Genomic DNA, 12,970 nt, shown 5'->3' on the forward strand with positions numbered 1-12,970 from the left:
GGGTCTTCAGTTGCCGGAGAACTCGGTGTACTCGTCGGCGGAGAGCAGGTCCTTCGGCTCCTCCGCCATACGTACCTTGAACAGCCAGCCGCCCTCGAAGGGAGCGGAGTTCACCAGCGACGGGTCGTCCACGACGTCCTGGTTCGCCGCGGTGACCTCGCCGGTCACCGGCGAGTACAGGTCGCTCACCGACTTGGTCGACTCCAGCTCGCCACAGGTCTCGCCCGCGGTCACCGTGTCACCGACCTCGGGGAGCTGGGCGTAGACGACGTCGCCGAGCGCGTTGGCCGCGTACTCGGTGATACCGATCGTGGCCACACCGTCCTCGACGGCCGACAGCCACTCGTGCTCCTTGCTGTAACGCAGCTGCTGGGGGTTGCTCATGACCTGAATTCTCCTGTACGCGGGGGAGTGCTGATGAACGGTGGTCTTACGGTGTGAGACGCGACTGCGTCACTTCTTCGGGAGCGCCGACGTCACTTCTGGCGCTTGTAGAACGGCAGCGCCACGACTTCGTACGGCTCGTGGGTGCCCCGGATGTCCACTCCGACGCCTGCCGTGCCGGGCGTGGCGTGCGCGGCGTCCACGTACGCCATGGCGATCGGCTTGCCCAGGGTGGGCGACGGGGCGCCCGAGGTGACCTCGCCGATGACCTCGGCGCCGGTCCCGCCCACGGCGACGACGGAGAAGCCGGCGCGCGGCACCCGGCGGCCCTCGGCGACCAGCCCGACCAGCTTGCGCGGCGGAGCGGTCTCGGCACGCTCGGCGGCGGCCTCAAGGGCCTTGCGGCCGACGAAGTCGCCCTCCTTCTCGAACTTCACGACCCGGCCGAGACCGGCGTCGAACGGGGTCAGTGCCGTGGTCAGCTCGTGTCCGTACAGCGGCATGCCCGCCTCCAGGCGCAGCGTGTCGCGGCAGGAGAGCCCGCACGGGATCAGGCCGCGGGAGGCGCCCGCCTCGGTCAGCGCCTTCCACAGCTGCTCGGCGTGGACGGGGGCGACGAACAGCTCGAAGCCGTCCTCGCCGGTGTAGCCGGTACGGGCGATCAGCGCGGGGACCCCGGCGACCGTGCCGGGCAGCCCGGCGTAGTACTTGAGGCCGTCCAGGTCGGCATCGGTGACGGCGGCGAGGATCGCGGGGGACTCGGGACCCTGGACGGCGAGCAGCGCGTACGCGTCGCGGTCGTCGCGGACCTCGGCGTCGAAGCCCTCGGCCCGCGCGGTCAGCGCGTCCAGCACGATCTGGGCGTTGCCCGCGTTGGCGACGACCATGTACTCCGTCTCGCCGAGCCGGTAGACGATCAGGTCGTCCAGGATGCCGCCGTCCTCGGCGCAGATCATCGTGTAGCGCGCGCGGCCCACGGAGACGGTGCCGATGTTGCCGACCAGCGCGAAGTTCAGAAGCGCCACGGCCCCGGGGCCGGTGACGGTGATCTCGCCCATGTGCGAGAGGTCGAAGAGGCCGGCCTTCGTGCGCACGGCGTTGTGCTCGTCGCGCTCACTGGCGTAGCGCAGCGGCATGTCCCAGCCCGCGAAGTCGGTCATCGTGGCGCCCAGCGAGCGATGCAGGGCATCGAGGGCGGTGAGACGGGGGGCGGTGCTCATGGATATGGCTCCCAGGGCATGACGACGAGGACGATCCCTCCCCATCTGTCATCGGAACCTGAGAGGTTCGCCGAGAGCCCCGGAAGGGTTCGGCTTGCACCTTGGGTGGAGCCGCGCAGCGGCCCGCTTTTCAGATCTGCCTCATCCGCGCGGTACGGGGCCTGAGAGATTCAAGGGAGGAACTTGCTCCTTCGGCGCCCGGCACATGCAGTGACCGGAACTCTCCCGCGCGGATTCGAACGGCCTTTATGCAGTTGGCCGGGTCATCATCGCACGCATCGCGCCGGAGTGGGGCCTCGGTCCCCCACCGGAAATCAGCGGCGTGGACGGTTGTGCCGCATTACCTTTTCTTTACACTTCAGGGGCATACGTGGGGTGAGCCGACAGGGGGAGGGCGATGACGTTGCAGCGGTACGCGACGACCGCGGGGGTCGCGCACGGCGCGATGCCCGCACAGCCGGGGGCCCCGGAGAGTGAGGCGTCGGGCGCGCACGCGCCCGTCGTACGGGATCTCCGGGAGCGGTCCGGGCACAGCCCGCGCGGCCTGCGCTTCGCGGCCGGTGACGTGGTGGTGGTCTCCGGGCTGCCCGGCAGCGGCAAGTCGACGCTCATCCGGCGGGCGGTGACGACGGCGCACGCCATCGACTCCCAGGACACCCGTGACCGCTGGGCGCGGGCCGTGCCCCGCTTAGTTCCCTACGCCCTCTACCGCCCGCTCGTCCGCGCCGCCCACTACTGGGGGCTGTGGCGGGTGCTGCGTTCCGGGGAGTCCGTCGTCGTCCACGACTGCGGAACACAGGCCTGGGTGCGCGGCTGGCTGGCCCGTGGCGCGCGGCGCCGGGGCCGGGTCCTGCACCTCGTCCTGCTCGACGTCACGCCGCAGACGGCCAGGGAGGGCCAGCGCGAGCGCGGACGCGGCGTATCGGGATACGCCTTCGCCCGGCACCGCAGGGCGGTGGGCAGGCTGCTGAGGGCGATTGAGACGGGCCTGCTGCCGCCCGGCTGCGCCTCGGCGGTGCTGCTGGACCGGGAGGCGGCGGGGAGGCTCGGCCGGATCACCTTCGCGGACGGGCGGCCCGGGGCCGGGTAGCCGGGGCCGGGGCAGCTGTCGGGGCGGGCGTTAATCTTCTGCCGGAAAGCTTGGGCGAGAAGGGGAAGCAGTGGACGTTCCGGCACAGGTCCAGTCCCATCCGCAGGGCGGATGGCCGGCCAATGAGCTCGAAGAAGTGCTGATGGCCTCGGTGGGCATCCCGGAGGCGGGCGGACGGCTCGTCGAGGTGCTCGGACGCAGCCATGTCTGGGTGCCCCTGCCCAATGGCGGCGGACCCGACTCGGCGGACCTGGACCTGCCGACGTTGGAGATCGAGGGCGCTCCGTACGTCCCCGTGTTCAGCTCCGAACAGCAGTTCCTCACCTGCGTCGGTACCCATATGTCCTTCACCGTCGCGCCCGCCCGCGACTTCGCCCGCGGGCTGCCGCCGCAGCTCGGCATGGCCGTGAACCCGGGCGGCGCGGTCGGGATGCCGCTGCCGCCCCCCGCCGTGGCCGAGCTCTGCCGGGCCGGACGCACCCCGCTGGACGGGCCGGCCAGCGGCGGCAGGGTCCGGCTGTACGAACCGGACTGGAGGGAGGAGCCCGTCGACTTCCTCGCCGCGGCGGCCGGTGAGTTCGAGGAGAGCGGTGTCGTGCTCTCCGCCCGCCGGGCGCTGGCCAGCATCGAGGGCGGCGACCCCGTCCTCTTCATCGGCGTCGAGTTCTCCACCTGGGAAGGCGCGGGGCGCAATGCCCCGATGGACGCCCTCGGCCGCGCTCTGGGCCGGGTCGAGGTGCCCTGGGTGGTCAATCTCGTCCTGCTCGATGTGGCACAGGACCCGGTCGGCGACTGGATACGGGAGAAGATCCAGCCGTTCTACCAGCGGGCGGGCCAGTAGCCCCCGGCGCGGCGCCCGCGGCGGGCACCGGCGTGGAGCACCGCTTCGACCCATGGCGTCAAGTCGGTGTCAGGACCGGCGCATAAGCTGGTTTCATGGCTGGTGCCTCGGCATCATGCCGCACCCGTGTGCCCGGGAGCGGCCGGCCGACACAGTGGATCGAAGAGGGGCGGGACCAGGTGAGTGCGTCAGGCACCGCGGCGGCCGGGCAGGTCGAGCACATGCTGCGCCAAGTGACGCCCGGACGCTACGACGCGTACGAGGCGCTGCTGCAGGCCCTCGTGAACGGCCGGATCTGGATGCTCCTCTGGCACGGCCAGGCGGGCTCGCCCGACGCCCAGTACGGGAACATGGAGGTCGACGGCCTCGGCTACGCCCCCTGTGTGACCTCAGCCCAGGAGCTCTCCGCCAGCGGCTGGAACCGCGCCCATGAGCTGGTCGGCGGCCTGGACATCGCCCGCGCCCTCTTCCCCGACCGCTGGGGCATCTGGCTCAACCCGCACGCCCCGGGCGGCGGCGTCGGCATCCCCTGGCTGGACCTGCGCCGGATCGCCACCGGTCTCGACCGGATGCCCGCGGGTCCGCTCCGGCTCACCGAGCCGGCCATCGAGATCCCGCAGTTCTACGCCCTGCTCACGCAGAACGCCCACCACACCCCGGCCATCCGCTCGCTGCGCCGCGCCTGGGTGCAGCCCGCGCTCGGGGTCCCGTACCTCACCATCGGTCTCGACCTCTACGACACCAGCCCGCCCTCGGTGGACGCGGCGCGCGCGATGATGCAGCAGTCGATCTCCGCCGTCCCGGACGGGCTGCCCGTCTCCACCGTCGCGATGTCCGACGAGTACGACCCGGTCGCGATGTGGCTGCGCGCCAACGCCCGCCCGTTCTACGACCGCGAGGCGCATGCCCCGGCGGCCCCCGTCGCGGGCTACGGCTACCCGCCGCAGGGCGCGTACTGACCCTTCCGGGGCTGTTCGCCCCCCGGAGTCCGGATTGCGGGTGTGCGTGCCGGAATTCCGTAACGCGGCCATAAGTCATCAACTCCCCCGATGTCGGCGCGTGTTCATCTGCCCCGTGCCGCAACCGGCCGCCGGTGTCCGAGATTTCCGGGCTGGGCATGTCTGGTGGTGAAAGCGTCGCGAATCTGCGCTCCCGCCCCCTTCCGCCTCAACTGACCTGTGTTCGGGGGGCGTTCACTTCCGTCCGGATAACGGAACACCCAGGCCCGCATCACGGTTAGGCATCCATTCGCCTGTCGGTATGGCTACCTGTAGTGACGGCAATGAAGACTCCCGCAGCAAGGGCGTCTTGCCGCCTCTGCGTACGACTGACTGATCGCGCCGCCACAGCGGCCAGTTCGGCCCGGCCACCGCCGGTTGAGAGGGGTCCTTGCCACGATGACGGCACCACTGCACGAGCCGACCACGGAAGCGGATCCGATCGCGGCCGGCGGTCCCGCAGTCGACTCCGGGGTGAAGAAGGTCGAGGGGCGCTCCCTCAAGCAGATCGCCTGGAACCGCCTCAAGCAGGACAAGGTCGCTCTGACGGGTGGCATCGTTGTCCTCGTCCTGGTCGTGGTGGCGGTCTTCGCGCCCCTCATCGTCGGCCTGCTGGGGCATCCGCCGAACGATTTCCACCAGGACAAGCTCGACCCGCTGACCAATCTCCCCACGGGCAGCCTCGGCGGAGTGAGCGGCGACTATCTCTTCGGCGTCGAGCCCAACAAGGGGCGCGACGTCTTCAGCCGGATCGTCTACGGCGCCCGGATCTCGCTGCTCGTGGCCTTCCTGGCGGCCCTGGTCGCCGTCGCCCTCGGCACCCTCTTCGGGATCATCGCCGGATACTTCGGCGGCTGGGTGGACGCGGTGATCAGCCGGGTCATGGACGTGCTGCTGTCCTTCCCGCAGCTCCTCTTCATCATCTCCCTGGTCTCGGTCCTGCCCGACGATCTGCTCGGCCTGACCGGCAGCGGCGTACGCATCGCCGTACTCGTCGCCGTCATCGGCTTCTTCGGCTGGCCGTACGTCGGACGCATCGTCCGGGGCCAGACGCTCTCGCTGCGCGAGCGCGAGTACGTGGAGGCGGCGCGCAGCCTCGGCGGCGGACGGACCCACATCCTCTTCCGCGAGCTGCTGCCCAACCTGGTCGCGCCGATCACCGTCTACGCGACCCTCATGATCCCCACCAACATCCTCACCGAAGCGGCCCTCAGCTTCCTCGGTGCAGGTGTCCGGCCGCCCACCGCCTCCTGGGGCGGGATGCTGCGGGACGCACTGGAAACGTATGAGCACGACCCGATGTTCATGGTCTTCCCCGGCGTGACGATCTTCATCACCGTGCTGGCCTTCAACCTCTTCGGGGACGGGCTGCGTGACGCCCTGGACCCCAAGGGGACCCGATAACCCACGACTTGCCCCTGCCGCATCGTCAGGTGGCTTTTCCCATGGTTCTCCGGCAAGCAACGGCCTGGGACCGCGATCTCGGAGGTTACGAGAAAATGTCCACAGTTACCTCGAAACGACGGCTCACCGCTGGTGCGGCCCTCGTGGTCGCGGCGCTGATGACCACCACGGCGTGCGGCGGCGGCGGCGACAGCGAAGGCGGCGGCAAGTCGAAGGGCGCCGGCTTCAACGCGGCGTTCAACAAGGTCGCCAACCCGTCCACCAAAAAGGGTGGAACGCTGAAGATGGTCGGCAAGCAGGACCTCGACTCCGCCGACCCCCAGCGTGCCTACTACGGCATGGCCTGGGACTTCATGCGCTTCTACACCCGCCAGCTGGTCACGTACGACGCCAAGCCGGGTGTGGCCTCCACCAAGCTGGTCGGTGACCTGGCCACCGGCCCCGGTGAGATCACGGACGGCGGCAAGACCTACACGTACAAGCTGCGTGATGGCCTGACCTGGGAGGACGGCTCCAAGCTGACCTCCAAGGACGTCAAGTACGGCATCGAGCGCATCTGGGCGACGGACACCATCACCGGTGGCCCGCAGTACCTGAAGCAGACGCTGGACCCCAAGGGTGAGTACAAGGGCCCCTACAAGGACAAGTCCGCGGACAAGCTCGGCCTCAAGTCGATCGAGACGCCCGACGACAACACCATCATCTTCAAGCTGCCCAAGCCCAACGGTGACTTCGAGCAGTTCCTCGCCATGCCGTCCGGCACGCCCGTGAAGGCGGAGAAGGACACCGGGGCGAAGTACACCCAGCGCCCGTTCTCCTCCGGCCCGTACAAGTTCGAGTCGTACAAGCCGGGCAAGAACATCGTGCTCGTCCGCAACGACAAGTGGCAAAAGGCCTCGGACCCGATCCGCGCCGCGCTCCCGGACAAGGTCACCGTGACGATCTCCGCCAACCTGGAGGAGAACGACAAGAAGCTGATGGAGGGCGACTACGACGTCGACCTCAACGGCACCGGCATGACCCAGTCCGGCCGCGTCACCGCCGTCCAGGACCACAAGGACAGCGTCGACAACATGCAGACGTCCTTCGTCCGCTACGTCGCGCTCGTCCACACGGCGAAGCCGCTGGACGACGTCCACTGCCGCAAGGCCGTCTTCTACGCCACCGACTTCGCGGGTCTCCAGCAGACCCGCGGTGGCGAGATCGCCGGTGGTGCGATCGCCAACAGCACTCTGCCGGTCTCCATCAAGGGTCACAGCGACTACGACCCGTACGGCGTCCTCGCCCGCAAGGGCAAGCCGGACGTCGCCAAGGCCAAGGACGAGCTGAAGCAGTGCGGTCACCCGACCGGCTTCTCCACCAAGCTCACCGCCCGTAACAACAACCCGGGCGAGGTCGACGCCGCCGAGGCGCTCCAGGAGCAGCTCGGCAAGGTCGGCATCAAGGTCGAGGTCGACCCGCTCGACGGCGCCGAGGCGTCCAGCATCACCGGCTCGCCGTCCGTCGTGAAGAAGCGCGGCTACGGCATGACGATGAGCGGCTGGGGCCCGGACTTCCCGTCCGGCCAGGGCTTCGGTCAGCCGCTGTGGGACAGCCGGTTCCTCTCGGACACCGGTAACTACAACGAGTCGCAGATCAAGGACCCGCAGGTCGACAAGCTCTTCGACAACGCGATCGCGGAGACCGACCCGGTCAAGGCCGGCGAGATCTACAAGGCGCTCGACAAGCGGATCCTCGACCAGGCCGACTGGATGCCCTTCATCTACGAGAAGAACATCACCTGGCGCGGCAGCCGTCTGACGAACGCCTACATGTCCGACGCCTACAACGGCCGTTACGACTACGTCTCGCTCGGCGTCGTCAAGTAGTCGCTGTAGTCAACAGCATTTGCAGTCAACCCGGTTGACTGCTCCTCCGCCGCCGAAACCCGCCAGTCCGAAGGGCAGGTGAGGGCCGGGGCGATGGCCGGGAGCCCCCACAAGGGGTTCCCGGCCACCGCCGGGCCGCACACAGTGCTTGCTTATCTCATCCGGCGCCTGTTCGCCGTAGTCATCATGGTGCTCGTCGTACTGCTCGCGACGTTCACCATCTTCTTCATGCTGCCCAAGTGGGCGGGTCAGGACGTCGCAGTCCTCTTCGCCGGCAAGGCCACGGGTGTCGAGCAGCTCCAGGGCATCCGGATAAAACTGGGTCTCGACGACCCCCTCCTCGTCCAGTTCTGGGACTTCGTCAAGGGCATCCCGATGGGGCGCGACTACGCGAACGGTGCGGACGTCACCCACTGCGCCGCGCCCTGCTTCGGCTACTCCTTCCGTACCGAAGTACCGGTCTGGACCACCCTCAAGGACGCGCTGCCGGTCACCGGCGCGCTCGCCGCGGGCGCCTGCGTGCTGTGGCTGCTCGGTGGTGTCGCCACCGGTGTGGTGTCCGCGCTCCGGCGCGGCAGCATCTGGGACCGCGCCGCGATGACCACGGCTCTCGCCGGCGTCTCGCTGCCGATCTTCTTCACCGGCATGGTCGCGATGGGCCTGTTCGTGCACAACTTCGGCTGGGTCCACATCGCCGACAACCTCTCCACGGACGACGGCATCGGCACCTGGTTCCAGACGCTGATCCTGCCGTGGATCGTGCTCGCCTTCCTGAACGCGGCGATGTACGCCCGGCTCACCAGGGCCACCATGCTCGAAGTGCTCGGCGAGGACTACATCCGTACCGCCCGCGCCAAGGGGCTCGGCGAGGGCACCGTCATCACCCGGCACGCGCTGCGTTCCGCGATGACGCCGATCCTCACCGTCTTCGGCCTCGACATCGGCGTGCTCCTCGGTGGCGCCGTCCTCACCGAGTCCACGTTCAACCTGCCCGGACTCGGGCTCGCCGCGGTCCAGGCCATCAGCAACAAGGACCTGCCGGTGATTCTCGGCGTCACCCTGTTCGCGGCTCTCGCCATCGCCGTCGCCAACCTCGTCGTCGACATCATGTACGCCGTCATCGACCCGCGAGTGAGGCTGGGATGACCGAACTGCACAAGAGCGGTGCCGCGCTGGGCGAACCGTCCCCGGCCGGCTCGCCCGCTCCCACCGCCTTCCTCGAAGTGCGCGACCTCAAGGTGCACTTCCCGACCGACGACGGCCTGGTCAAGTCCGTCGACGGGCTCAACTTCCAGCTGGAGAAGGGCAAGACCCTCGGCATCGTCGGCGAGTCCGGCTCCGGCAAGTCCGTCACCTCGCTGGGCATCATGGGCCTGCACACCACGGGCCAGTACGGCAAGCGCAAGGCGCAGGTCTCCGGCGAGATCTGGCTGGACGGCAAGGAGCTGCTGTCCGCCGACCCCGACGAGGTGCGCAAGCTGCGCGGCCGCGACATGGCCATGATCTTCCAGGACCCGCTGTCCGCGCTGCACCCGTACTACACGATCGGCAAGCAGATCGTGGAGGCGTACCGGGTCCATCACAGCGTCGACAAGAAGACCGCCCGCAAGCGGGCGGTCGAGATGCTCGACCGGGTCGGCATCCCGCAGCCCGACAAGCGCGTCGACAGCTACCCGCACGAGTTCTCCGGCGGCATGCGCCAGCGCGCGATGATCGCCATGTCGCTGGTCAACAACCCCGAACTGCTGATCGCCGACGAGCCGACGACCGCGCTGGACGTGACGGTCCAGGCGCAGATCCTCGACCTGATCCGGGACCTGCAGAAGGAGTTCGGCTCCGCGGTCATCATCATCACCCACGACCTGGGCGTCGTCGCCGAGCTCGCCGACGACATCCTGGTGATGTACGGCGGGCGCTGCGTCGAGCGCGGACCGGCCGAGAAGGTGTTCTACGAGCCGCGGCACCCCTACACCTGGGGTCTGCTGGGCTCGATGCCGCGCCTCGACCGCGACCAGACCGACCGGCTCATCCCGGTCAAGGGTTCCCCGCCGTCGCTCATCAACATCCCGTCGGGCTGCGCCTTCAACCCGCGCTGCCCGTACGCGGACGTGCCCAAGGACGACGTCACCCGCACCGTACGGCCCGAGCTGCAGGAGGTCGGCAGCCGGCACTGGGCGGCCTGCCACATGTCGCAGGAGCAGCGGGAGCGTATCTGGACCGAAGAGATTGCGCCCAAGCTGTGAGCGAGGACAAGGCCGTGACGAGCGAGGACAAGGGCGTGGACGTTCCCGCGCAGAGGTCTGCCGGGCACGGCGCGCCGGCCGGTGACACCGCCTCCCGCGAGGTGCTGCTCAAGGTGACCGGGCTGCAGAAGCACTTCCCCATCAAGAAGGGGCTGCTGCAGCGCAACGCCGGTGCCGTGAAGGCCGTCGACGGGATCGACTTCGAGGTGCACTCGGGCGAGACCCTGGGTGTGGTCGGCGAGTCCGGCTGCGGGAAGTCGACGATGGGCCGGCTGATCACCCGGCTGCTCGAACCCACCGCGGGGAAGATCGAGTTCGAGGGCAGGGACATCACGCACCTCGGCGTGGGCGGTATGCGCCCGATGCGCCGGGACATGCAGATGATCTTCCAGGACCCGTACTCCTCGCTGAACCCCCGGCACACGATCGGCACGATCGTGGGTGCCCCCTTCAAGCTCCAGGGCGTCACGCCCGACGGCGGCGTCAAGAAGGAGGTGCAGCGGCTGCTGGAGGTCGTGGGCCTGAACCCCGAGCACTACAACCGCTACCCGCACGAGTTCTCCGGCGGTCAGCGTCAGCGCATCGGGATCGCCCGCGCGCTGGCGCTCAACCCGAAGCTGGTCGTGGCGGACGAGCCCGTGTCGGCGCTGGACGTCTCGATCCAGGCGCAGGTGGTGAACCTGCTCGACGACCTCCAGAGCGAGCTCGGCCTGACGTACGTGATCATCGCCCACGACCTGTCGGTCGTCCGGCACGTCTCGGACCGGATCGCGGTGATGTACCTCGGCAAGATCGTGGAGCTGGCCGACCGCGAGTCGCTCTACAAGGCGCCGATGCACCCGTACACGAAGGCGCTGCTCTCGGCGGTTCCGATCCCGGACCCGAAGCGCCGTTCCGCAAAGAGCGAGCGGATCCTGCTCAAGGGCGACGTGCCCTCGCCGATCTCGCCGCCCAGCGGCTGCCGCTTCCACACCCGGTGCTGGAAGGCGACGGAGGTCTGCAAGACGCAGGAGCCGCCGCTGGTCGCGCTGAAGACCGGGCACCAGGTGGCCTGCCACCATCCGGAGAACGCACCCGACCAGGTGCCCGGCGAGACGGTGACGGCGGCGGCGCGCGAGGCGATCGAGATCGTGGAGGTGCGCAAGCCCGGGGCCGACGAATCCGCTGCGGACGAAGCAGCGGCCGACGGGACCGCGGCGGACGAAACCACGGCTGCCGGGACCGCGGCGGAAGGCGGCACCGCCTCGCCCGATACGCCGGAGGACAGCCCGAAGGAGTAGTACCGGCACAATTGCCCGGTGCTCAACGAACTGTTCACGCCCTCCGTCCAGCATGCGCTCGACATCGTCGGAATCTTCGTCTTCGCGATCTCCGGCGCTCTGCTCGCCGTACGCAAGAACTTCGATGTCTTCGGCATCGCGGTGCTCGCCGAGGTGACCGCGCTGGGCGGGGGGCTGTTCCGTGACATCGTCATCGGGGCGGTCCCGCCCGCGGCGTTCACGGATCTCGGCTATTTCACCACCCCGCTCCTCGCCGCCGTCCTGGTGTTCTTCATGCACCCGCACGTCGAGCGGATCCAGGTGGGCGTCAATGTCTTCGACGCGGCGGGCCTCGGGCTGTTCTGCGTCACGGGCACGGTGAAGGCGTACGACTACGGCCTGGGCCTCACCGCGTCGGCGGCCCTGGGGCTCGCCACCGCGGTCGGCGGCGGTGTGCTGCGTGACGTACTGGCCAACGAGGTGCCCTCGCTGCTGCGCTGGGACCGCGACCTGTACGCGGTGCCCGCCATCGTCGGCGCCACGATGACCGTCCTGTGCGTCCGCTTCGGGATGCTCAACGCGTTCACCAGCGGCACCGCCGTGATCGCGGCCTTCGTGCTGCGGCTGCTGTCCATGCGCTACCACTGGCGGGCCCCGCGCGCCTACAACCGGAAGTCCGCGACGGCCGAGGAGAGCTCCGCGACCACCTGAGCCGGCGCTGTGATTCCAGCTAAAAAGCTACCGCTCAGTAATACAATCGGTGTACGGTGCACCGCATGGCACAAGCAGCAGAGCAGGCGGCGCAGACCGGACCGGCGACCGTCGGGGACAGCGAGTTCGACCGCGACACCGCCGTCACCCTTCGAGAAGAGGGCGTCTACGACGCCGAACTCTCCGCCGGATGGACGATCATCCATGCCGTCAACGGCGGCTATCTGCTGGCCATGCTCGGCCGCGCGCTCGGCGAGGCCCTGCCGCACCCGGACCCCTTCTCCGTCTCCGCGCACTACCTCACCGCGTCCGTCCCCGGCCCCGCGGTCATCCGGACCCAGACCGTCCGTACCGGCCGCACGCTCTCCACCGGCCAGGCGTCCCTCTTCCAGTACGCGCAGGACGGCACCGAGGTCGAGCGCATCCGGGTCATCGCCACCTACGGCGACCTGGACGGCCTCTCCGACGAGGTCCGCACCTCGGCGAAGCCGCCGGCCATCCCGCCGCTGGAGCACTGCCTCGGCCCGAGCGACGGCCCGGCCCCGATTCCCGGCAGCTCCGCCATCACCGAACGGCTCGACATCAGGCTCGACCCGGCGACGATCGGCTGGGCCATCGGGCAGCCGTCCGGCAAGGGCGAGATGCGCGGCTGGTTCGGCCTCGCAGACGGCCGCGACGCCGACCCGCTCTCGCTGCTGCTCGCCGTCGACGCACTGCCGCCCACCTCGTTCGAGCTGGGCCTCAAGGGCTGGACGCCGACCATCGAGCTCACCACCCACATCCGCTGCCGCCCCGCCCCCGGCCCGCTGCGCGTCTCCATCACCACCCGCAACCTCGCGGGCGGCTTCCTGGAGGAGGACGCGGACGTCTGGGACAGCGCGGACCGGCTGGTGGCCCAGTCCCGCCAGTTGGCGCGCGCACCGCGCCCCTGACGGCCGGGACCGGGGCCGGG

Annotated in this window: 12 protein-coding genes and 1 riboswitch; of the genes, 10 read left to right on the forward strand and 2 right to left on the reverse strand. The window is 69.4% G+C overall.

From position 1 onward, the window contains the following. Positions 1-6: 6 nt before the first annotated feature. Together gcvH and gcvT are read right to left on the reverse strand one after the other, a co-directional pair. Positions 7-384, reverse strand: a complete 378-nt coding sequence (gcvH, locus tag ACFV8T_RS32480; protein ID WP_266357740.1) for a glycine cleavage system protein GcvH — start codon at positions 382-384, stop codon at positions 7-9. 92 nt (positions 385-476) lie between these two features. After that, complete coding sequence (gene gcvT, locus ACFV8T_RS32485; protein WP_385334593.1) at positions 477-1,604, reverse strand: glycine cleavage system aminomethyltransferase GcvT; 1,128 nt, start codon at positions 1,602-1,604, stop codon at positions 477-479. Positions 1,605-1,744: 140 nt separating this feature from the next. Then, positions 1,745-1,842: riboswitch (glycine riboswitch) on the reverse strand. Positions 1,843-2,001: 159 nt separating this feature from the next. Here gcvT and ACFV8T_RS32490 point away from each other — a divergent pair. The 10 genes from ACFV8T_RS32490 (at position 2,002) to ACFV8T_RS32535 (ending at position 12,950) form a co-directional block, all read left to right on the forward strand. Further along, positions 2,002-2,694 carry an AAA family ATPase gene (locus ACFV8T_RS32490; RefSeq protein WP_385334595.1) on the forward strand — a complete coding sequence of 231 codons (693 nt, stop codon included), beginning with the start codon at positions 2,002-2,004 and terminating at the stop codon, positions 2,692-2,694. Between the two features lie 70 nt (positions 2,695-2,764). Further along, positions 2,765-3,535: an enhanced serine sensitivity protein SseB gene (locus tag ACFV8T_RS32495; protein WP_385334597.1), complete on the forward strand. Its 771-nt coding sequence runs from the start codon at positions 2,765-2,767 to the stop codon at positions 3,533-3,535. A gap of 179 nt (positions 3,536-3,714) precedes the next feature. Next, positions 3,715-4,494 carry an enhanced serine sensitivity protein SseB C-terminal domain-containing protein gene (locus tag ACFV8T_RS32500; RefSeq protein ID WP_266426816.1) on the forward strand — a complete coding sequence of 260 codons (780 nt, stop codon included), beginning with the start codon at positions 3,715-3,717 and terminating at the stop codon, positions 4,492-4,494. Positions 4,495-4,932: 438 nt separating this feature from the next. Next, positions 4,933-5,937, forward strand: coding sequence for an ABC transporter permease (locus ACFV8T_RS32505; RefSeq protein WP_266426817.1), 1,005 nt, complete (start codon positions 4,933-4,935; stop codon positions 5,935-5,937). 95 nt (positions 5,938-6,032) lie between these two features. After that, complete coding sequence (locus ACFV8T_RS32510) at positions 6,033-7,805, forward strand: ABC transporter substrate-binding protein (protein ID WP_385334600.1); 1,773 nt, start codon at positions 6,033-6,035, stop codon at positions 7,803-7,805. Positions 7,806-7,949: 144 nt separating this feature from the next. Then, entirely contained in the window at positions 7,950-8,951 is a 1,002-nt protein-coding gene (locus ACFV8T_RS32515; protein ID WP_266431288.1) for an ABC transporter permease, read from the forward strand. Next, on the forward strand, positions 8,948-10,048 hold the full coding sequence (locus tag ACFV8T_RS32520) for an ABC transporter ATP-binding protein (protein ID WP_385334602.1): 1,101 nt from the start codon (positions 8,948-8,950) through the stop codon (positions 10,046-10,048). Before ACFV8T_RS32515 ends, ACFV8T_RS32520 begins: the two co-directional genes overlap by 4 nt. Continuing rightward, a complete protein-coding gene (locus tag ACFV8T_RS32525; RefSeq protein ID WP_385334604.1) occupies positions 10,045-11,328 on the forward strand; it encodes an ABC transporter ATP-binding protein in 1,284 nt (427 codons plus the stop codon). Before ACFV8T_RS32520 ends, ACFV8T_RS32525 begins: the two co-directional genes overlap by 4 nt. 18 nt (positions 11,329-11,346) lie before the next feature. Next, complete coding sequence (locus ACFV8T_RS32530) at positions 11,347-12,018, forward strand: trimeric intracellular cation channel family protein (RefSeq protein WP_385334606.1); 672 nt, start codon at positions 11,347-11,349, stop codon at positions 12,016-12,018. A 65-nt stretch (positions 12,019-12,083) separates the two neighbouring features. Then, positions 12,084-12,950 carry a thioesterase family protein gene (locus ACFV8T_RS32535; RefSeq protein WP_385334608.1) on the forward strand — a complete coding sequence of 289 codons (867 nt, stop codon included), beginning with the start codon at positions 12,084-12,086 and terminating at the stop codon, positions 12,948-12,950. Positions 12,951-12,970 lie beyond the last annotated feature (20 nt).

It is taken from the genome of Streptomyces sp. NPDC059832 (genome assembly GCF_042731715.1).
GTDB lineage: Bacteria > Actinomycetota > Actinomycetes > Streptomycetales > Streptomycetaceae > Streptomyces.